23 protein-coding genes and 1 tRNA gene are annotated in these 17,341 nt (G+C 67.3%); 15 read left to right on the forward strand and 9 right to left on the reverse strand.

All coding sequences use genetic code 11. The features are described 5' to 3' along the window. Positions 1-59 precede the first annotated feature (59 nt). From gpt to fabI, 4 genes are read right to left on the reverse strand one after another with little or no spacing between them, the layout of a single operon-like run. Positions 60-566 (reverse strand): xanthine phosphoribosyltransferase, encoded by a 507-nt coding sequence (gene gpt / locus F3H87_RS05395; protein ID WP_149786074.1) that lies wholly within the window; start codon positions 564-566, stop codon positions 60-62. A 19-nt stretch (positions 567-585) separates the two neighbouring features. Further along, entirely contained in the window at positions 586-1,188 is a 603-nt protein-coding gene (locus F3H87_RS05400) for a LysE family translocator (protein WP_149786073.1), read from the reverse strand. Positions 1,189-1,200: 12 nt separating this feature from the next. Then, the gene (locus F3H87_RS05405) at positions 1,201-1,797 is read right to left on the reverse strand and encodes a LysE family translocator (RefSeq protein WP_188129118.1); all 597 of its coding nucleotides are present in this window, start codon (positions 1,795-1,797) and stop codon (positions 1,201-1,203) included. A gap of 5 nt (positions 1,798-1,802) precedes the next feature. After that, positions 1,803-2,627, reverse strand: coding sequence for an enoyl-ACP reductase FabI (gene fabI, locus F3H87_RS05410; RefSeq protein WP_149786072.1), 825 nt, complete (start codon positions 2,625-2,627; stop codon positions 1,803-1,805). A 168-nt stretch (positions 2,628-2,795) separates the two neighbouring features. Between fabI and pdxH the strand changes: the two genes are divergently transcribed. The 7 genes from pdxH (at position 2,796) to F3H87_RS05445 (ending at position 6,662) form a co-directional block, all read left to right on the forward strand. After that, positions 2,796-3,401: a pyridoxamine 5'-phosphate oxidase gene (pdxH, locus tag F3H87_RS05415; protein ID WP_149786071.1), complete on the forward strand. Its 606-nt coding sequence runs from the start codon at positions 2,796-2,798 to the stop codon at positions 3,399-3,401. Positions 3,402-3,462: 61 nt separating this feature from the next. Further along, positions 3,463-4,062: a cold-shock protein gene (locus F3H87_RS05420; RefSeq protein WP_149786070.1), complete on the forward strand. Its 600-nt coding sequence runs from the start codon at positions 3,463-3,465 to the stop codon at positions 4,060-4,062. After that, positions 4,062-4,556, forward strand: a complete 495-nt coding sequence (locus tag F3H87_RS05425; RefSeq protein WP_149786069.1) for a DUF192 domain-containing protein — start codon at positions 4,062-4,064, stop codon at positions 4,554-4,556. Before F3H87_RS05420 ends, F3H87_RS05425 begins: the two co-directional genes overlap by 1 nt. A gap of 101 nt (positions 4,557-4,657) precedes the next feature. After that, positions 4,658-4,734: transfer RNA gene (locus tag F3H87_RS05430), tRNA-Pro, on the forward strand. Positions 4,735-4,791: 57 nt separating this feature from the next. Next, positions 4,792-5,511 carry an energy-coupling factor ABC transporter ATP-binding protein gene (locus F3H87_RS05435; protein ID WP_149787084.1) on the forward strand — a complete coding sequence of 240 codons (720 nt, stop codon included), beginning with the start codon at positions 4,792-4,794 and terminating at the stop codon, positions 5,509-5,511. After that, complete coding sequence (locus tag F3H87_RS05440) at positions 5,492-6,091, forward strand: energy-coupling factor transporter transmembrane component T (protein WP_149786068.1); 600 nt, start codon at positions 5,492-5,494, stop codon at positions 6,089-6,091. Before F3H87_RS05435 ends, F3H87_RS05440 begins: the two co-directional genes overlap by 20 nt. Further along, on the forward strand, positions 6,042-6,662 hold the full coding sequence (locus F3H87_RS05445) for a biotin transporter BioY (RefSeq protein WP_149786067.1): 621 nt from the start codon (positions 6,042-6,044) through the stop codon (positions 6,660-6,662). The genes F3H87_RS05440 and F3H87_RS05445 overlap by 50 nt, the downstream gene beginning before the upstream one ends. 6 nt (positions 6,663-6,668) lie before the next feature. On the opposite strand, the gene F3H87_RS05450 is transcribed toward F3H87_RS05445, so the two are convergent. Beyond that, on the reverse strand, positions 6,669-6,905 hold the full coding sequence (locus F3H87_RS05450) for a sulfurtransferase TusA family protein (protein WP_149786066.1): 237 nt from the start codon (positions 6,903-6,905) through the stop codon (positions 6,669-6,671). A gap of 103 nt (positions 6,906-7,008) precedes the next feature. Between F3H87_RS05450 and F3H87_RS05455 the strand changes: the two genes are divergently transcribed. The 3 genes from F3H87_RS05455 (at position 7,009) to F3H87_RS05465 (ending at position 10,412) form a co-directional block, all read left to right on the forward strand. Next, on the forward strand, positions 7,009-7,758 hold the full coding sequence (locus F3H87_RS05455; protein ID WP_149786065.1) for a cytochrome c biogenesis CcdA family protein: 750 nt from the start codon (positions 7,009-7,011) through the stop codon (positions 7,756-7,758). Positions 7,759-7,830: 72 nt separating this feature from the next. Further along, positions 7,831-9,066 carry a hypothetical protein gene (locus F3H87_RS05460; protein WP_149786064.1) on the forward strand — a complete coding sequence of 412 codons (1,236 nt, stop codon included), beginning with the start codon at positions 7,831-7,833 and terminating at the stop codon, positions 9,064-9,066. Further along, entirely contained in the window at positions 9,063-10,412 is a 1,350-nt protein-coding gene (locus F3H87_RS05465) for a cytochrome P450 (RefSeq protein WP_149786063.1), read from the forward strand. The genes F3H87_RS05460 and F3H87_RS05465 overlap by 4 nt, the downstream gene beginning before the upstream one ends. On the opposite strand, the gene F3H87_RS05470 is transcribed toward F3H87_RS05465, so the two are convergent. Next, positions 10,409-11,044, reverse strand: a complete 636-nt coding sequence (locus tag F3H87_RS05470) for a DUF1638 domain-containing protein (RefSeq protein WP_149786062.1) — start codon at positions 11,042-11,044, stop codon at positions 10,409-10,411. The two genes, F3H87_RS05465 and F3H87_RS05470, sit on opposite strands and share 4 nt — an antisense overlap. A 117-nt stretch (positions 11,045-11,161) precedes the next feature. Between F3H87_RS05470 and F3H87_RS05475 the strand changes: the two genes are divergently transcribed. Continuing rightward, the gene (locus F3H87_RS05475; RefSeq protein WP_149786061.1) at positions 11,162-11,629 is read left to right on the forward strand and encodes a PaaI family thioesterase; all 468 of its coding nucleotides are present in this window, start codon (positions 11,162-11,164) and stop codon (positions 11,627-11,629) included. 288 nt (positions 11,630-11,917) lie between these two features. Here F3H87_RS05475 and F3H87_RS05480 read toward each other — a convergent pair whose 3' ends face one another. Further along, positions 11,918-12,625 (reverse strand): corrinoid protein, encoded by a 708-nt coding sequence (locus tag F3H87_RS05480; protein ID WP_149786060.1) that lies wholly within the window; start codon positions 12,623-12,625, stop codon positions 11,918-11,920. A 204-nt stretch (positions 12,626-12,829) separates the two neighbouring features. On the opposite strand from F3H87_RS05480, the gene F3H87_RS05485 reads away from it, so the two are divergent. After that, positions 12,830-13,933, forward strand: coding sequence for a PA0069 family radical SAM protein (locus F3H87_RS05485; RefSeq protein ID WP_149786059.1), 1,104 nt, complete (start codon positions 12,830-12,832; stop codon positions 13,931-13,933). A 48-nt stretch (positions 13,934-13,981) separates the two neighbouring features. Here F3H87_RS05485 and bmt read toward each other — a convergent pair whose 3' ends face one another. Both bmt and F3H87_RS05495 read right to left on the reverse strand, forming a co-directional pair. Then, positions 13,982-14,995: a betaine--homocysteine S-methyltransferase gene (gene bmt / locus F3H87_RS05490; RefSeq protein WP_149786058.1), complete on the reverse strand. Its 1,014-nt coding sequence runs from the start codon at positions 14,993-14,995 to the stop codon at positions 13,982-13,984. 133 nt (positions 14,996-15,128) lie between these two features. Then, complete coding sequence (locus F3H87_RS05495; RefSeq protein ID WP_149786057.1) at positions 15,129-15,443, reverse strand: DUF1476 domain-containing protein; 315 nt, start codon at positions 15,441-15,443, stop codon at positions 15,129-15,131. Between the two features lie 156 nt (positions 15,444-15,599). Here F3H87_RS05495 and purC point away from each other — a divergent pair, with 156 nt between their 5' ends. Genes purC through purQ form a run of 3 tightly spaced genes read left to right on the forward strand, consistent with a single transcriptional unit; the run spans position 15,600 to position 17,318 of the window. Next, complete coding sequence (gene purC / locus F3H87_RS05500) at positions 15,600-16,361, forward strand: phosphoribosylaminoimidazolesuccinocarboxamide synthase (RefSeq protein WP_149786056.1); 762 nt, start codon at positions 15,600-15,602, stop codon at positions 16,359-16,361. A gap of 58 nt (positions 16,362-16,419) precedes the next feature. Beyond that, positions 16,420-16,650, forward strand: coding sequence for a phosphoribosylformylglycinamidine synthase subunit PurS (gene purS, locus F3H87_RS05505; protein ID WP_149786055.1), 231 nt, complete (start codon positions 16,420-16,422; stop codon positions 16,648-16,650). After that, the gene (gene purQ, locus F3H87_RS05510; protein ID WP_149786054.1) at positions 16,650-17,318 is read left to right on the forward strand and encodes a phosphoribosylformylglycinamidine synthase subunit PurQ; all 669 of its coding nucleotides are present in this window, start codon (positions 16,650-16,652) and stop codon (positions 17,316-17,318) included. Before purS ends, purQ begins: the two co-directional genes overlap by 1 nt. Positions 17,319-17,341 lie beyond the last annotated feature (23 nt).

Raw genomic sequence — 17,341 nt, forward strand, 5'->3', positions numbered from 1 at the left:
TCTGGCGGTGGGGGCGGATGCCTCCGGCGGGAGTATTTTCGGGAACGATGAAGGGGCGGTCAATCCTTGCCGCGATAGGGCTCGACATATTGCAGGGCCATGTCCCAGGGGAAGAAGATCCAGGTGTCCTGGCTGACCTCGGTGATGAAGGTATCGACCTGCGCGCGGCCCTTGGGCTTGGCATAGACGGTGGCGAAATGCGCCTTGGGATACATCCGGCGCACCAGTTCCAGCGTCTTGCCGCTGTCCACCAGGTCGTCGACGATCAGGATGCCGGTACCGTCGGCGCCCATCATGTCGGGGTTGGGCGCCTTCAGCACCTCGGCCTCGCCCTGGTCCTGGTTGTGATAGGATTTCACGCTGATCGTGTCGACGGTGCGAATCCCCAGTTCGCGCGCGACGATCATCGCCGGGGCCATGCCGCCGCGGGTGATCGCCACCAGCCCGCGCCATTGCCCGTCATCGGGGCCTTGCCCGTCCAGCCGCCAGGCCAGCGCGCGGCTGTCGCGGTGGATCTGGTCCCAGCTGACGTGAAAGCCTTTTTCGTGGGGCAGGCGGTCGGTCATGGCGGTGTCCTTTCGGAGTCTAGCGGGAGAACAGCAGGCGCAGGCCCAGAAGGCCCAGCACGCCGGCGGCGATACGGTCGAACAGCGGCTTGAGGCGCAGGTAACCGTCGCGCGCGGCGGGCGTCGCCAGAAGCGCGGCAAACCCGGTATAGGCCGCCAGCTCGACAAGGAAATGGTTGGCCACGATCAGCGCCTTGTCGGCCATCGTCAGGTCGGGCGGAAAGATCACCACCAGCACCGAGGCGGCGAACAGCACCGATTTCGGGTTGGCGAGGTTCACCAGCACGCCGCCGAGAAAGGCGCGGCGGCCCGGCTGCGCGCTGTCGGCCACCGGGTGGCCGGCATCACGCCAGATATGCCAGGCGATCCAGATCAGGTAGGCCGCGCCGGCAAGCTTCATCGCCAGGTAAAGCCACGGCACCAGTGCAAACAGCGCGGCCAGCCCCAGCAGCGCGGTGCCGGTCCAGGCGGCCGCCATCAGCCCCAGCCCGGCGCCGGTGGCCGCCCCGGTCAGGAAACCGCCGCGCACCGACTGGCGCAGCGCGAAAAGCAGGGCGGGGCCGGGGCTGGCGAGCGCGGCCAGCAGCGTCAGGTTGAAGGCCAGCAGGTCGGTCAGCGTCATGTTGCCCGCCCCTCAGCTTGCCACGCGCAGGGCCAGGACGCCCAGCACCGCCGCGGCGATCCGGTCGATCCGCGCCTTCAGCCGCAGATATCCTGCACGCGCGGGTGCGGTGCTGAGGATGACGGCCGCCGCGCTGTACCACGCGGTTTCGAGTGCCAGGTGATTGGCCACGATCAGCGCGGCGTCGGCCCCCGTCGGCATCACCGGAAACACGGTGGCAAAGATCGCGGCGATGAAGAAGACCGCCTTGGGGTTGGCGAAATTCGTGACCAGCCCCAGCCGGAACCCGCGCAGCCCCCGCGGCGCATCCTGCCCGACCGGCCGATGCGCGCCGCGCCACAGCGACACCGCCAGCCACAGCAGGTAGGCCGCGCCGAGGAATTTCAGCGCCATGTAGGCCCAGGGCACCAGCGCAAAGAGCGTCGTCAGCCCGGCCATTGCCAGCAGCGTCCAGCAGGTCGCAGCGCAGGCCAGCCCCAGCCCGCAGCGCAGCGCCGCCCCGCGCCCCTGCGCAAAGGCCGCCCGGATCATCGCGATAAAGGCCGGCCCGGGCGAGGCCAGCGCCCCCAGGATCGCGATGTTGAACGCGATGAGCGCGGCGCCCTCCATCGCGGTCAGCCGTCCTTGCGGCCGGTCACGGCGTCGATATCGGGGGCGTCCACCGCCTTCATGCCGACCACGTGATAGCCCGCGTCGACATGCAGGGTTTCGCCGGTGGTGCCCGACCCGAGATCGGACAGCAGGTAGAGCGCGGATTTGCCCACGTCGTCGATCGTCACGTTGCGGCGCAGGGGCGAGTTCAGCTCGTTCCATTTCAGGATATAGCGGAAATCGCCGATGCCGCTGGCCGCCAGCGTCTTGATCGGGCCGGCGCTGATCGCGTTGACGCGGATACCGTCCTTGCCCAGGTCCTCGGCCAGGTATTTCACCGACGCTTCCAGCGCGGCCTTGGCCACGCCCATCACGTTGTAATGCGGCATCACCTGTTCGGCGCCGTAATAGGTCAGCGTCAGGGCGCTGCCGCCCTCGCTCATCAGTTTCTCGGCGCGCTGCATCACGGCGGTGAAGCTGTAGCAGCTGACATCCATGGTCATCAGGAAATTGTCGCGGCTGGTGTCGACGTAGCGGCCGCGCAGCTCGTTCTTGTCGGAAAAGCCGATGGCGTGGACGATGAAATCCAGCTTGCCCCATTTCGCCTCGATCTCGGCAAAGGCGGCATCGACCGAGGCGGCGTCGGACACGTCGCAGTCGATCAGCGTATCCACGCCCAGCTGGTCGGCCAGCGGCGCCACCCGTTTGCGGAACGCGTCGCCCATGTAGGAAAACGCCAGTTCGGCCCCGGCATCGGCGCAGGCTTTCGCAATGCCCCATGCGATCGACTTGTCGTTGGCGAGGCCCATGATCAGGCCGCGCTTGCCGGCCATGAGGTTGTTTGACATTTCCGCTACCCTACCCAGATCTATGGTTTTAGTGTGTGTCCTTTAGGCGATGGCTTGCGCTGCATCAAGGCCGGTTGACCTTGCCCGGAGCAATGTTCGCCTTGCAACCGAAACCTTGCCCGGTGCTTCATGCGGGCCGCAACCCGTATCATCTGGAGAGAACAGACCATGACAGACCGCACCGGTATCTTCGCCGGGGACTGCCCCTTCGGGATCGCCCGCCGCTGGCTGGACGAGGCCGGGGAGGCCGAGATCAACGACCCCAACGCCATCGCGCTGTCGACGGTGGACGCCGACGGGCTGCCCGATGCCCGCATGGTGCTGCTGAAAGAGATCGAGGACGACGCTTTCGTGTTCTACACCAATTACGAAAGCGCCAAGGCGCAGGAGATCGACCAGGCCGGCAAGGCGGCCTTCGTCATGCACTGGAAATCGCTGCGCCGGCAGATAAGGGTGCGCGGCACCGTCACCCGCGAGGACGGGCCGCAGGCGGATGCCTATTTCGCCTCGCGCTCGCTGAAAAGCCGGCTGGGGGCGTGGGCGTCGAAACAGTCGCGCCCGCTGGCGTCGCGTGCTGCGCTGATGGCCGAGGTCGCGAAGGTGACCGCACGTCACGGCACGAACCCGCCCAGACCATCCTTTTGGGGGGGTTACAGAATCAATCCGGTTCAGATCGAATTTTGGGCAGACGGGGCATTCCGTTTGCACGACCGCTTCATGTGGCGCAGGAAAGAAGGAGGGGCCGATTGGGAAATCACCCGCCTGAACCCCTGAATTTCATGTCGCGTGAAATGCAAGAGCCCGAAAAAACAGTAATAAATCCCTTGAACCGGTCATGCATCTGACGCATGACTTTACGGGTCTGGGGGTAAGGCAGATCTTGTGGGTGGCCAATTTGACCAACGAAGCTAACAGCACCCGCAGAGTGAACGGACAGGTTAAGTGGTTTGATCCCGTAAAGGGTTTTGGTTTTGTAGTCGCCGACGAAGGCGGGCCGGACATTCTGCTTCATGCAAACGTCCTGAGGAATTTCGGGCAAAGCTCGGTCGCCGATGGCGCCCGGGTCGAGATTGCCGTGCAGGAAACGCCGCGGGGGGTTCAGGCGACAGAAGTCCTGTCGATCGAACCGCCGGCGGGGACCGGCATCGGAACGCTCGCCGATTTCGAGGAAATAGATCCCGCGACCATCGCGGCCGCCCCGCTGGAGCCGGCGCGCGTCAAGTGGTTCGACAAGGGCAAGGGCTTCGGTTTCGGCAACGTGTTCGGCCGCGGCGAGGACGTGTTCATCCATATCGAGGTGCTCCGGCGCTCGGGGCTGGCCGATCTGCAACCCGGCGAGGCGGTATGCCTGCGGGTGATCGACGGCAAGCGCGGGCGCATGGCGACCGAGGTCCTGGCCTGGGAAGCGGCGCTGAAGAAATCCGGGGAGGATTGATGCGTTTCGCGTGGCACGCAGCTGTTTTCACGGTATTTTCGGTTCTGGTTCTGGGTTTTGCCACGTCGCATCCGCGGGCCGAAACGGCGGCCTGCGCACCGGGGCAGGTGTTCCTGCGCGGCGACTGGGGGCAGGCGCGGTTCTCCGTCGACCTGGCGCTAAGCGCCGAAGAGCGCGCGCGCGGCCTGATGTTCGTCGAGAAGATGCCGGCAAGCCGGGGGATGCTGTTCGTCTATCCCCGGCCCGGTCCGGCCTCGTTCTGGATGAAGAACACGCTGATCCCGCTCGACATGATCTTTCTCGATACCACCGGCACGGTGCGCCACGTCCATCACCGGGCGAAACCGGGCGACCTGACGCCGATCGACGGCGGCGACGGCATCCTGGCGGTGCTGGAAATCAACGGCGGGCTGGCGAAATCGCTGGGTATCGTGCCGGGCAGCCAGATGCGCCACCCGGCCTTTGCCGGCGGTCCGGCCGCCTGGCCCTGCTGAGCCGCGCGGCCCGGCCGGAACCCGAAAGGGCAAATACCCCGGCCACCGGCGGCCAGGGGGGTTTTCAAACCGGAATGCGCAGGGTAATGGACCGCATGGATCGGGACGTGGCGCAGTCTGGTAGCGCACCTGTTTTGGGTACAGGGGGTCGTGAGTTCGAATCTCGCCGTCCCGACCATTCCTTCTCCGGCCCTTATGGCCTGCGGGCGTGATCCAGACGAAAGCGGTTCAGACCATGGGCATTTCCGGCATCCAGATCGAGGCTGTGACGCTGTCGCATGGCGGGCGTCGCCTGTTCGACGGGTTGTCGCTGGACCTGTCCGAGCGGCGCGTGGCGATCATCGGCCGCAACGGCGCGGGCAAGACGCAGCTTGCGCGGCTGCTGTCGGGGCTGGGCGCACCGGATGCCGGCAGCGTGCGGGTGCATGGCGTCGACGTGGCGCGCGACCGCAAGGCGGCGCTGTCCACCGTGGGCATCCTGTTCCAGAATCCCGATCACCAGATCATCTTTCCCACCGTCGAAGAGGAACTGACTTTCGGCCTGCGCAGCCAGGGCCACGACGCACAGGCGGCAGCGCAGGCGGTGGCGGGGATGCTGCACAGTTTCGGCCGCGCCGACTGGGCCGCGCGCCCGGTGCACGAGCTGAGCCAGGGCCAGCGTCACCTTGTCTGCCTGATGGCGGTGCTGCTGATGGCACCGCGCGTGATCGTGCTGGACGAACCCTTTGCCGGGCTCGACATGGCCACCACGCTGCGGCTGACACGCCACCTGGACGCGGTGGAGCAGCAGCTTGTCCACATCACCCACGATCTTGAGGCGGTGGCGGGCTATGACCGCGTGGTCTGGCTCGATGCGGGCGCGGTGCGGGCGGACGGGGCGCCGGGGCAGGTGATTCCCGCCTACCGGGCCGAGATGGCGGCGCTGGGGGGCAGCGATGCTTTCACTGACCTCTGACATCCGCACGCCCTGGCACCGGGTGCCCGCCGGGGCCAAGCTGCTGACGCTGCTGGCGGCGACCGCGCTGGCCTTCTGGCTGCGCACGCCGGGGCAGGCGGGCGTGTTCCTTGCCGCGGTCTGGGCGCTTTACCTGCCCGGCGGCGGGCGGTTCCTGCGGCAGGGGCTGCGCCTGATGAAGCCGGTGCTGCCCTTCGTCGTGATCATCCTCGGCTGGCACTGGTTCACCGGCGCGCTGGCGGCGGGCGTGGTGATCGTGGCGCGGATCGTGGCGCTGGTGTCGCTGGCCAACCTCGTGACCATGACCACCCGGTTGCAGGACATGCTGGACCGGGTGGATGCGGCGCTGGCGCTGCTGCGGCTGCCCGCCAGGTGGCGGCGGCGGCTGGCGCTGTCGGTGGCGCTGGTGATCCGCTTTACCCCGGTGCTGGTGCAGAAGGGCGCGGCGCTGGGGCAGGCGTGGCGCGCGCGCTCGACCCGGCGGCCGGGCTGGCGGCTGGTGCTGCCCTTCGCGCTGGTGGCGCTGGACGATGCCGAGCGCGTGGCCGAGGCCTTGCGCGCCCGTTCCGGCGGGCTGTAAAAGGGCGCAAAAGCGAACGGAAGGACAGAGAATGGAACGCAACATCACCCTTATCGCCCTGTTTGCGGCGCTGATCGCCGCGCTGGGACTCGTGCCCAGTTTCATGCTGGCCAGCGGCGTGCCGATTTCCGCGCAAAGCATGGGCGTCATGCTGGCGGGCACCATCCTTGGCGCGCGGCGCGGGGCGCTGGCGGTGCTGCTGGTGCTGTTCCTCGTGGCGCTCGGCCTGCCGCTGCTGGCGGGCGGGCGCGCGGGGCTGGGCGTCTTTGCCGGGCCGACCATGGGCTTTCTTGTGGGCTGGCCGGTCGCGGCCTTCGTCACCGGCTGGCTGGCCGGACGGTGGCGCGATGGCACGCCGGTGGTGATGCCCGCGATCGCGGCCTTCATCGGCGGGGTGATCGTGCTTTATGCCTTCGGCATCGGGGGCTTTGCGATCATCGCGGACAAGACGCTGCTGCAATCGGCGGCGGTCATGGGGGTCTACGTGCCCGGCGATATCGTCAAGGCGGTGCTGACCGGCTTCATCACCGAGGGTGTGCTGCGCGCGCGCCCGGGCCTTGCCCGGGGCTGAGCGCGCTCAGCCCGGACCGCGCCGGATCAGGTGGCGCTGGTGGTCGCCGATATCCTCCAGCGCCAGGTGATCGTGCCCGGCCTCGGCGCAGAAATGCGGCAGGTCGATCCGCGCCATCGCGTCATCGGCCAGCACTTCGACCAGCGCGCCCGGCGGCAGGCCAAGCAGCACCTTGCGCGCGCGCAGGACGGGCAGCGGGCAGATCAGCCCGCGCGCGTCGATCTGGATCGCCGGGTCGGTCATGCCGCCCGATTACCGCGCCCTTCACGCGCTGTCCACGCGCATGTGACCTTGCGTCCCGCCCTTGGGGCGTGACGCCACGCGCGCGGCGGGCTATGCAGGCGCCATGTTCGGAATCGAGATCATAGACGCGGCCCTGTTGCCGGCGATGTTCGTGGCGCTTTTCGCGGGGCTGATTTCGTTCCTGTCGCCCTGCGTGCTGCCCATCGTGCCGCCCTACCTGGCCTATATGAGCGGCGTTTCCCTGGCCGACCTCAACCGCGAGGATGCGCCCGCCAGCGCGCTGACGCCGGCGGTGTTCTTCGTGCTGGGCCTGTCCACCGTGTTCCTGCTGCTGGGATTCGCCGCCAGCGCGGTGGGGGCGCTGTTTTTGCAATACCAGGGCTGGTTCAACACCATCGCGGGCGTGATCGTGATGATCTTCGGCGCGCATTTCGTGGGCGTCTACCGCATCGGCTTCCTTGACCGCGAGGCGCGGCTGGACGCGGGCGACCGGGGCGGCAGCGCCTTCGGTGCCTACGTGCTGGGGCTGGCCTTCGCCTTCGGCTGGACGCCCTGCATCGGCCCGCAACTGGGCGCGATCCTGTCGCTGGCCGCCTCCGAGGCGTCCGTCGCGCGCGGCACGCTGCTGCTGGCGGTCTATGCCGCGGGGCTGGGCATCCCGTTCCTGCTGGTCGCGGCCTTCCTGCCGCGGATGCAGGGGGTGATGGGCTGGATGAAGCGCCACATGGAACAGATCGAGCGCGTCATGGGCCTGCTGCTGTGGACCATCGGGCTGCTGATGCTGACCGGCGGGTTCTCGGCCTTTTCCTACTGGCTGCTGGAAACCTTCCCGGCGCTGGCCGTGCTGGGCTGATCCGGTCCCGGCCGCTATCGCGCCTTACGCTTGTCGAAATCCCGGGGTATCCTGCCGCAAAACAGGTGTGGCATGAGCGGTTCCGATTTCCAAGACAAGCGCAGGCGCCGGGTGTTCTATATCCCCGGCTACGACCCGATTCACCCCCGCCGCTATCGTGAGCTTTACCGCAAGGAGGGCCGCGACCAGGCGGCGATCACGGGCTATGACCTGACGCTCAGCCCCGGCAAGGGCGATAGCGGGCGCTATGGCTGGCACGTGGAAACACTGGTGGACGGCGCCCGCACCGACACCGATGTCGAGGTGCTGGTCTGGTCCGACATCGTGCGCGACAGCATGTCGAACTCGATCCCCGCGACCTATCTGCAACTGCTGCGCACGGCCTGGGCCTATATCGGGTCGGGGGCGCTGTGGCGGTTGATGCGCTTGCGCAAGGGGCCGGTGATCGCGGCGCTTTACCCCATCGTCATGCTGCTGGCGCAACTGGCGCTGGCGCTGCTGGCGGGCTGGCTTCTGTGGCGTGCGGCGGGGCTTTTGACGCCGTGGCTGGGCGTCGCGGCGCAGGGGATCGGCGCGCTGGCGGGCATCGCGCTGGCGGTGCTGGTGCTGCGCTGGTTCAGGGCGCGCGACAACCGGCTTTACGCCTATTACCTGATGCACGACTTTGCCTATTCCGCGCAGGCGCGCGGCGCGAACCCGCCCGAGCTGGAGGCGCGGATGGCCGAATTCGCCGATACCGTGGCCGCGGCGCTGCAGACGGACGTGGACGAGGTGCTGGTCGTCGGCCATTCCTCGGGGGCGCATCTGGGCGTGTCGATCCTGGCCGACCTGATCCGCGACGGACGGGTGCCGCCGGACGGCCCGGCGCTGGCGTTCCTGAGCCTCGGGCAGGTGGTGCCGATGGTGTCGTTCCTGCCCGATGCCTGGCGGCTCAGGCGCGACCTGGCGTATCTCGCGCAATCCGACCGGCTGACATGGGTCGACGTGACCGCGCCGGGCGACGGTTGCGCCTTTGCGCTGTGCGATCCGGTGGCGGTGTCGGGGGTGGCGCCGCAGGACAAACGCTGGCCGCTGGTGTTTTCCGCCGCCTTCACCCAGACGCTCGGCCCCGAACGCCTTGCGGCGCTGAAACGGCGCTATTTCCGGCTGCATTTCCAGTATCTCTGCGCCTTCGACCGGCCCAAGGATTACGATTACTTCCTGATCACCGCCGGGCCGGTCACGCTGGCCGACCGCTATCGCGGGCGGCCCGCCTCGGTCAGCCGGATCGAACGCGCGGTGTCGGGCCATGTGGGCGTGACGCCATGATCCCGCCCAAGCCGCCCGCGCGCCCCGACCGGGTATCGCTGCTGAAATATGTCCGGCTGTTCCGCCGCGATATCCTGTCGGCGCAGCCCGCGCGGCTTTATCGCGCGTGGATGGCCGAGTTCCGCACGCCGTTCTTCCGCTCCTACCTTGTCAACCAGCCCGAACTGGTGCGCCGCGTCCTGAAAGAGCGCCCCGGTGATTTCCCCAAATCCGGCCGCATCGGCGAGGGGCTGCGCCCGCTCCTGGGCAACTCGGTCTTCCTGACCAACGGCGAGGTCTGGAAACGCCAGCGCCGCATCATCGACCCGGCATTCGAGGGCGGGCGGCTGAAAGATACCTATGCCGCGATGTGGCAGGCGGCGGATGCCTGCGTTGCCCGGCTGGGCGCGCGGGCGGGCGGCCAGGTCGAGATCGAAGAGGTCATGAGCCACGCCGCCGCCGACGTGATCTTTCGCACGCTGTTTTCCATCCCGATCGAGCATGAAACCGCCGCGCGCGTGTTCCACGAGTTCCGCGACTACCAGCGCAGCCAGCCGATCCTGAACCTTGCCGCCTTCGTGCCGCTGCCGCGCTGGATGCCGCGATTCTTCCGCCGCCGCACGCGGGCCACGGCGCGCACGATCCGGGCGCTGATCGCCACGCTGACCGAGGCGCGGATGCAGGAGATCGCCGCCGGCACCGCCCCCGACGACCTGGCGACCAAGATCATGACCACCCGCGACCCGCAAACCGGGGCGCGGTTCGATACCGCCGAAATGACCGACCAGGTGGCGATCTTTTTCCTGGCCGGACACGAAACCAGCGCCTCGGCCCTGGCCTGGGCGGTGTATCTTCTGGCGCTTTACCCCGATTGGCAGGAGCGCGTGGCGCAAGAGGCCGCCGTGCTGAAAACCGGCGACTTCTCCGAGGTTGGCAAGCTGCGGATCAGCCGCGATGTGTTCCGCGAAACCCTGCGTCTCTATCCCCCGGTGCCGATGATGGTGCGCGAAACCACCTGCCCCGAGGAGATGCGCGACCGCGTGGCGCCGAAGGGCAGCCAGATCGTGCTCAGCCCCTGGCACCTGCACCGCCACGAACGGCTGTGGGAGCGCCCCGACCACTTCGACCCCGCGCGCTGGCAGACCGAAAACGGCAGGGCCTGCGCGCGCGATGCCTATATCCCGTTCTCTGCCGGGCCGCGCGTCTGCACCGGCGCCGGGTTCGCGATGGTCGAGGGGCCGCTGTTGCTGGCGCGGCTCTGCGCGGCGTTCCGGTTCGAGCCGGTGCCGGGCAGGGCGCCCGAGCCGGTGGCCCACCTGACCGTGCGCGCCCGCGACGGCATCCACCTGCGGGTCACGCCGCGCTAAACCTCCGCGAGGGTGGTTTCCAGATCGCCATAACCGGTAAAGCGCCGCTCGAATTCCAGCCCCAGCCGCCCGGCGCAGGCGCGCGCCTTTTCGGTCAGCGCCGGGTCGTCCGTCTGCGCCTGGTAGACCAGCTTTTCGTAATGGCCGAAATACATCTCCAACAGGTCGGGATGGCGGTCCAGCCCCAGCGGTTTCCACACGAAGGCATCGAATTGCCGGACCAGGAAATCGGTCAGGTAGAAGGCGGTGATTTCCTCCTCGGCATGGGCGGCGAAGCGGTCATTGCCTTCGAAGAAGCTGTAGCAATGCGGGCCTTGCACCATCTCGATGCCCAGCCGGTCGCAGGCCGCCTGCAACTGCCCGCCGGTGCCGCAATCGGCATAGACGACGAACACGTCGTCATACTCGGCGCGGCGCTTTTCCACCGCGTCCACCACCGCCTGCGTGATCCTGTCGGGGGTGTTGTGCAGGATCGCGGGCAGGCAGTGCAGGTCGAGGTGATCCCAGCCATTCGCCGCCCGCAAATCGAGGATCTCGCGCGCCAGCGCGCCGCAGGCGATCAGCAGCACGCGCCCCCGGCCGGTGGGGGCCAGGCCGCGTTCGGTCAGCGTGCGGTCGTCAGGCGTGGTCATCTCTCATGCTCCTTGCGTGGCGGTCCGGTGCAGTGTGACGCGGCGTTCCGCGCGCATCCTGCCTGAAACCGACATAGGTTGTGCCGGGACAGGCATCAATCGCAAAGGGTCCGCCGCATGACCGACACCGCCACCAGTTTCGCCCCGCGCGTCGCGGATTTCGAATCCCGCGTGCGGGACAGTTTCGCACGGCAGGCGGTGATGCGCACGATGGGGGCCGAACTGCAATCGGTGATGCCGGGGCATGTCGAAATAACAATGCCTTACGCGGCAGAGTTCACCCAGCAGCACGGGTTTCTTCATGCCGGCACCGTGTCCACCGTGCTGGACAGCGCCTGCGGCTATGCCGGGTTCTCGCTGATGGATGCAGAGAGCGCGGTGCTGACCGTCGAATTCAAGATCAACCTGCTGGCCCCGGCGCAGGGCGCGCGATTCCGCTTTGCCGGAGAGGTGATCAAACCGGGCCGCACCATCGTTCTGGCGCAGGGCGCGGCCCATGCCATCGGCGAGGATGGCGCAGAAAAGCTGATCGCCACCATGACCTGCACGCTGATGGCGGTGCGTGATCGGGGGATTAGCGGGTAAGGGACAGCGCCGGTGGGGGCTCGGAGGGCACCTGCCCGGAACAGCCGCGCAGCGGCCCGGGCATCGCACGGCCGCCCCCCCGGCCGGGCGATTGGCTGCCGCCAGTGCCACGGTCTGAGGGAGGAGGTGGCGGCGCGATAAATTGCCATGCCACAAATGTCGGATCGCCCGACCGCGGCCATGCGATGCCCTCTGTTGCAGTCAACCGGACGCACAGTCCGGGACTCACCCGCATGAAAAAGGCCCCGGACGGTGCCGGGGCCAAAGCATGACTGTTTTTCAATGCGCTCAGACGGTTGCGACGCCCTGGTTATGCTTGCGTGCCACGAACTGCTTGGCGGTTTCCACCGCCACGGCGGCGTCGCGGCAATAGGCGTTGGCGCCGATCGCCTTGCCGAATTCCTCGTTCAGGGGGGCACCGCCCACCAGCACCACGTAATCGTCGCGGATACCCTGTTCCACCATCGTGTCGATCACCACCTTCATGTAGGGCATGGTGGTGGTCAGCAGCGCCGACATGCCAAGGATGTCGGGTTTGTGTTCCTCCAGCGCCTCGAGGTAGTTCTCGACCGGGTTGTTGATGCCCAGGTCCACCACCTCGAACCCGGCGCCTTCCATCATCATGCTGACAAGGTTCTTGCCGATGTCGTGGATATCGCCCTTGACCGTGCCGATCACCATCGCGCCCATGCGCGGCGCGCCGGTTTCGGCCAGCAGCGGCTTGAGGATGGCCATGCCGCCCTTCATCGCGTTGGCGGCCAGCAGCACCTCGGGGACGAACAGGATGCCGTCACGGAAATCGTTGCCGACGATGGTCATGCCGCCCACCAGCGCCTCGGTCAGCACCTTGTAGGGGGCCCAACCGCGTTCGAGCAGGATGTTCACGCCTTCCTCGATCTCTTCCTTCAGGCCGTCGTAAAGGTCGTCGAACATCTGCTGGACGAGTTCCTCGTCATCGAGTTCGGAGAGGATGATATCGTCTTCTTCTTCCGACATGGGCTGTTCCTTCATGGCCGCGCGCGCGGGATTGGCTGTCATTCGCAGGTTTCGTCATTTTGTCGCACGCGCACTGTCTGAATAGCGACATAAGCGCCATCGCTTCCGACTTATAGCCCCAAAACGGCGGGGGAATTCTGAAAAATACTCAGGATGATATCGCGGGGAATTGCATATGTTCCCGTTATGTTCCATTTTCGGGCCATGACACAGGATACCCGCCCCCTGATCCAGCCCGACCTGCGCCGCGCGCGGGGGGCCGGGCGCAACATGACCGGCCGGTTCGAGGCGCTGGAGCGGGTCGAACCCGGCACCGGATGGGAGGGCGACGGCTGGGACATTCCCGAGCCGCAAAAGGGCTGGCGCACCGAGGTGGCGGTGGAACGGCCGCGCAGCGCGATCACGCGCAACGCATCGCCCGACGTGCCGTTCGACCGCTCGCTCAACCCCTATCGCGGCTGCGAACACGGCTGCATCTACTGTTTCGCGCGGCCCAGCCACAGCTACCTGGGGCTGTCGCCGGGGCTGGATTTCGAAACCAGGCTGGTGGCGCGGCCCGATATCTGGCGGGTGCTGGAAAGGGAACTGCGCCGCCCGTCCTACCGGGTTGCGCCGCTGGCGATCGGCACCAGTACCGACCCCTACCAGCCGATCGAGGCAAGGTTCAAAGCGATGCGCAAGGTATTGGAAGTGTTGCGGGATTTTCATCACCCCGTCGGTATCGTCACCAAGGGCACGATGGTGGCGCGCGATCTGGATATCCTGGCGCCGATGGCGGCGGCGGGGCTGGCGCATGTGGGGGTGACGGTAACGACGCTGGATGCCGACCTGTCGCGCCGGATGGAGCCACGCGTGCCGCTGCCCGCGCGCCGGCTGGCGCTGATCCGGCAACTGGCCGGGGCCGGCGTGCCGGTGCGCGTCATGGTCAGCCCGGTGGTGCCCGGCCTGACCGATCACGAGATCGAGCCGATCCTGGACGCCGCGAAACAGGCCGGCGCGCGGGCGGCAAGCTGGATCATGCTGCGCCTGCCGCATGAGGTGGCGCCGCTGATGACCGACTGGCTGTGGGAACATGCGCCGGGCCGCGCCGAGAAGGTGCTGCGCCGCCTGCGCGAGATGCATGGCGGCAAGGGCTACGATGCGCGTTTCGGCCACCGGATGCGGGGGGAGGGGGTCCATGCGCGGATGATCGCGCGGCGGTTCGAGGTCGCAACCCGGCGGCTGGGGCTGGATGGCGGCCTGCCGCCGCTCGATTGCGGGCAGTTCCGCGTGCCGCTGGGGACGCAGGATCAGCCGAGCCTGTTCTGAGTGAAGAAAACCGCGCGGTTTCGGGTCAAAACCGCGCGCTTCGCCGCGTCAGCCGCGCCGCCGCCCGCGCCGCTGGCGCTTGGGCCCGTCATCCTCGCCGGTGCCGTCGGCGGCCGAGGAAAAGCCGCCCAGCTTCTCGGCGATCTCGTCCAGCGTGGGGCGCGGGCCGCGGGGCCGGGTGCTGAGCGCCTCGTGCATCTTTTCCAGGTGCTCGGGCATGGTGCCGCAGCAGCCGCCGATGATCGTCGCGCCGCAATCGCGCGCCATCACCGCATATTCGGCCATCAGCTCGGGCGTGCCGTCGTAATGGATATGCCCGTCATGGTATTTCGGGATGCCCGCGTTGCCCTTGGCGATGATCGGCCGCTCGGTGCCCTGCGCGGCAAAGCCCAGCACGGTGCGCAGCAGGTCCGAGGCGCCGACGCCGCAATTGGCGCCGAAGGCGACGGGCGGGTTCGGCAGGGCCTCGACCATGTCGACCATGTCGGCGCTGGTCACGCCCATCATGGTGCGGCCCGCGGTGTCGAAGCTCATGGTGCCGCACCAGGGCATGCCGGCCAGCGCAAAGGCCTCGGCGGCGGCGCGGTATTCCTCGGGGGCGGAAATGGTTTCCAGCCACAGCACGTCGGCGCCGCCCTCTTTCAGCCCCTCGGCCTGTTCGTGAAAGATCTCGACCGCAACCTCATGCGTCAGCGGGCCCATCGGGGCGAATATCTCGCCCGTCGGCCCGACCGAGCCGGCCACCACGACGACACGGCCCGAGGCATCGGCCACCTCGCGGCCAAGCTCGGCGCTGATGCGCGACAGCTCGCGCGCGCGGTGCTGGGCGTCGTGCAGCTTCAGGCGGCTGGCATTGCCGCCGAAGGAGTTGGTCAGGAAGATGTCGCTGCCCGCATCGACGGCGGATTTGTAAAGCGTCCTGATCCGGTCGGGATGCTCGGTGTTCCACAGCTCGGGCGCGTCGCCCGAACTCAGCCCCATGTTGAACAGGTTGGTGCCGGTGGCGCCGTCGGCCATCAGCCAGTCGCGGGTTTCAAGCAGACGCGAAAGGGCGTTCGTCATGGGAATGCTCCTGCAGGTTTCTGCGAACCGGGATTTCAGGTCGGACAGGATGGCGCAAGCGCAAAACTCTCATCACCCACATGAGGCGCGCGCATGACCGGCGCGGCCCCTTTGGCGGGGCCGCGCGGGCGGCTTAGTTTTCCTCGACGATCTGGCCCTTGGCCTGCGCCAGCATCTCGGCCATCATGGCGCGGATTTCCTCGGCCGTGGTCTTGTCGCCCAGATCGCCCAGGACCTTGCGCACCACGTCCTCGTGCCCCGCCTCTTCGAAATCGGCCTTCACGACCTCCCTGGCGTAGGCCGCGGCATCGTCACCGGATTTGCCCAGCTTTTCGGCAGCCCAGAGGCCCAGCAGCTTGTTGGCGCGTGCCTGCGCCTTGAACTTCATTTCCTCGTCATGGGCGAATTTGTTTTCGAACGCGCTTTCGCGATCATCGAAGGTCGTCATGGAAGGCAATCCCCTGGCTGACAGTAAGGTTGGCCCTGATATGCCCGCAAGGGCGGTCTGACGCAAGGGGCGGCTGCACCTTGCGAGCGTGCCGCCCATCAACTAAAGGGAAGCCAAGGCGCCGGGACTCAGCCCCGCGCCAGCGACGGAGTGGCCATGGCACGGCGCAAGAAGATTTACGAAGGCAAGGCGAAAACCCTGTACGAAGGCCCCGAACCGGGCACCATCGTTCAGTATTTCAAGGATGACGCCACCGCCTTCAACGCCGAGAAACGCGCGACCATCGAAGGCAAGGGCGTGCTGAACAACATGCTGAGCGAATATTTCATGCTCGGCCTGACCAATCTCGGCATCCCCAATCACTTCATCAAGCGGCTGAACATGCGCGAACAACTGGTGCGCGCCTGCGAGATCGTGCCGCTGGAAGTGATCGTGCGCAACTATGCCGCGGGCTCGATGGCCAAGCGGCTGGGGATCGAGGAGGGTGTGCAACTGCCGCGCCCGATCGTGGAATACTGCCTGAAGGACGACAAGCTGGGCGATCCGCTGGTCACCGAGGAACATATCGCCGCCTTCGGCTGGGCCAGCCAGCAGGACATGGACGACATCCTGAGCCTGGCGCTGCGCGTCAACGATTTCCTGTCCGGCGTGATGTATGGCGTCGGCATCCGGCTGGTGGATTTCAAGATCGAGATCGGCCGCGTCTATGACGGCGATTACCAGCGCCTGATCGTCGCCGACGAAATCAGCCCCGACAGCTGCCGGCTGTGGGATATCGAGACCGGGCAAAAGCTGGACAAGGACGTGTTCCGCCGCGACCTGGGCTCGCTCACCGATGCCTATACCGAGGTGGCGCGACGGCTGGGCGTGATGCCCAAGGCGAATGCGCCCGTCACCAAGCCGACGCTCATCAACTGAGCGCAAGACAAACCGGGGCAGGGGCCGTGTGCCCGCCCGACATCTACCGGAGGACGCCATGAAGGCACGGGTCACGGTCATGCTGAAGAACGGGGTGCTGGACCCGCAGGGCGAGGCGGTGCGTCACGCGCTGGGATCGCTGGGCTTCGACGGTGTCGAAGGGGTGCGCCAGGGCAAGGTGATCGAGCTGGAGCTGGCCCCCGGCACCACCGAGGACACCGTGGTGCAGATGTGCGAAAAGCTGCTGGCGAACACGGTGATCGAATCCTACAGGGTGGAGATGGGCTGATGCACGCCGCGGTTCTGGTCTTTCCCGGCTCCAACTGCGACCGCGACCTTGCGGTGGCTTTCGAAAGGGCGGGCGCGCGGGTCTCGATGGTCTGGCACAAGGAAACCGGGCTGCCCGACGGTGTCGACCTGGTGGCGGTGCCGGGTGGGTTTTCCTATGGCGATTACCTGCGCTGCGGCGCGATCGCGGCCAATTCGCCGATCTGCGGCGCGCTGAAAAAGCACGTGGAACGCGGCGGTTTCGCGCTGGGGATCTGCAACGGGTTTCAGGTGCTGACCGAAACCCGGCTGCTGCCCGGCGCGCTGCGCCGCAACGGCAACCTGAAATATATCTGCAAGCCCGTGGGCCTGCGGGTGGAAACCGCCGACAGCGCCTTTACCGCCGGCTACGCCGCGGGGCAGGAGATCACCGTGCCCATCGCGCATCACGACGGCAACTACTATGCCGACGACGAGACCCTGAAGGCGCTGAACGATCAGGACCGCGTGGCGTTCCGCTATGCCGACAATCCCAACGGGTCGGTTCAGGACATCGCCGGCCTGCTGTCGGAGAACCGCCGGGTGCTGGGCATGATGCCCCACCCCGAGCGGATGGCCGAGCCCGCCCATGGCGGCACCGACGGGCAGGCGATGTTCCGCGCATTGACGGACCAGCTCGAGACTGCCTGACTTGAGCGGTTCGCGCGCGCAGC

Origin of the sequence: Lutimaribacter pacificus, from assembly GCF_900142185.1 — a bacterium.
Lineage (GTDB): Bacteria > Pseudomonadota > Alphaproteobacteria > Rhodobacterales > Rhodobacteraceae > Lutimaribacter > Lutimaribacter pacificus.

What these genes read in the sequence shown, in the direction of transcription:
- F3H87_RS05475 (WP_149786061.1), top strand. Translation starts at nt 11,162, where the DNA reads ATGACCGACACCGCCACCAGTTTCGCCCCGCGCGTCGCGGATTTCGAA.
- fabI (WP_149786072.1), bottom strand. Translation starts at nt 2,627, where the DNA reads ATGTCAAACAACCTCATGGCCGGCAAGCGCGGCCTGATCATGGGCCTC.
- F3H87_RS05420 (WP_149786070.1), top strand. Translation starts at nt 3,463, where the DNA reads ATGCATCTGACGCATGACTTTACGGGTCTGGGGGTAAGGCAGATCTTG.
- F3H87_RS05400 (WP_149786073.1), bottom strand. Translation starts at nt 1,188, where the DNA reads ATGACGCTGACCGACCTGCTGGCCTTCAACCTGACGCTGCTGGCCGCG.
- gpt (WP_149786074.1), bottom strand. Translation starts at nt 566, where the DNA reads ATGACCGACCGCCTGCCCCACGAAAAAGGCTTTCACGTCAGCTGGGAC.
- F3H87_RS05425 (WP_149786069.1), top strand. Translation starts at nt 4,062, where the DNA reads ATGCGTTTCGCGTGGCACGCAGCTGTTTTCACGGTATTTTCGGTTCTG.
- F3H87_RS05495 (WP_149786057.1), bottom strand. Translation starts at nt 15,443, where the DNA reads ATGACGACCTTCGATGATCGCGAAAGCGCGTTCGAAAACAAATTCGCC.
- F3H87_RS05485 (WP_149786059.1), top strand. Translation starts at nt 12,830, where the DNA reads ATGACACAGGATACCCGCCCCCTGATCCAGCCCGACCTGCGCCGCGCG.
- F3H87_RS05435 (WP_149787084.1), top strand. Translation starts at nt 4,792, where the DNA reads ATGGGCATTTCCGGCATCCAGATCGAGGCTGTGACGCTGTCGCATGGC.
- F3H87_RS05470 (WP_149786062.1), bottom strand. Translation starts at nt 11,044, where the DNA reads ATGACCACGCCTGACGACCGCACGCTGACCGAACGCGGCCTGGCCCCC.
- F3H87_RS05450 (WP_149786066.1), bottom strand. Translation starts at nt 6,905, where the DNA reads ATGACCGACCCGGCGATCCAGATCGACGCGCGCGGGCTGATCTGCCCG.
- F3H87_RS05445 (WP_149786067.1), top strand. Translation starts at nt 6,042, where the DNA reads ATGCCGAGCGCGTGGCCGAGGCCTTGCGCGCCCGTTCCGGCGGGCTGT.
- bmt (WP_149786058.1), bottom strand. Translation starts at nt 14,995, where the DNA reads ATGACGAACGCCCTTTCGCGTCTGCTTGAAACCCGCGACTGGCTGATG.
- F3H87_RS05440 (WP_149786068.1), top strand. Translation starts at nt 5,492, where the DNA reads ATGCTTTCACTGACCTCTGACATCCGCACGCCCTGGCACCGGGTGCCC.
- pdxH (WP_149786071.1), top strand. Translation starts at nt 2,796, where the DNA reads ATGACAGACCGCACCGGTATCTTCGCCGGGGACTGCCCCTTCGGGATC.
- F3H87_RS05465 (WP_149786063.1), top strand. Translation starts at nt 9,063, where the DNA reads ATGATCCCGCCCAAGCCGCCCGCGCGCCCCGACCGGGTATCGCTGCTG.
- F3H87_RS05405 (WP_188129118.1), bottom strand. Translation starts at nt 1,797, where the DNA reads ATGGAGGGCGCCGCGCTCATCGCGTTCAACATCGCGATCCTGGGGGCG.
- purS (WP_149786055.1), top strand. Translation starts at nt 16,420, where the DNA reads ATGAAGGCACGGGTCACGGTCATGCTGAAGAACGGGGTGCTGGACCCG.
- F3H87_RS05480 (WP_149786060.1), bottom strand. Translation starts at nt 12,625, where the DNA reads ATGTCGGAAGAAGAAGACGATATCATCCTCTCCGAACTCGATGACGAG.
- purQ (WP_149786054.1), top strand. Translation starts at nt 16,650, where the DNA reads ATGCACGCCGCGGTTCTGGTCTTTCCCGGCTCCAACTGCGACCGCGAC.
- F3H87_RS05460 (WP_149786064.1), top strand. Translation starts at nt 7,831, where the DNA reads ATGAGCGGTTCCGATTTCCAAGACAAGCGCAGGCGCCGGGTGTTCTAT.
- F3H87_RS05455 (WP_149786065.1), top strand. Translation starts at nt 7,009, where the DNA reads ATGTTCGGAATCGAGATCATAGACGCGGCCCTGTTGCCGGCGATGTTC.
- purC (WP_149786056.1), top strand. Translation starts at nt 15,600, where the DNA reads ATGGCACGGCGCAAGAAGATTTACGAAGGCAAGGCGAAAACCCTGTAC.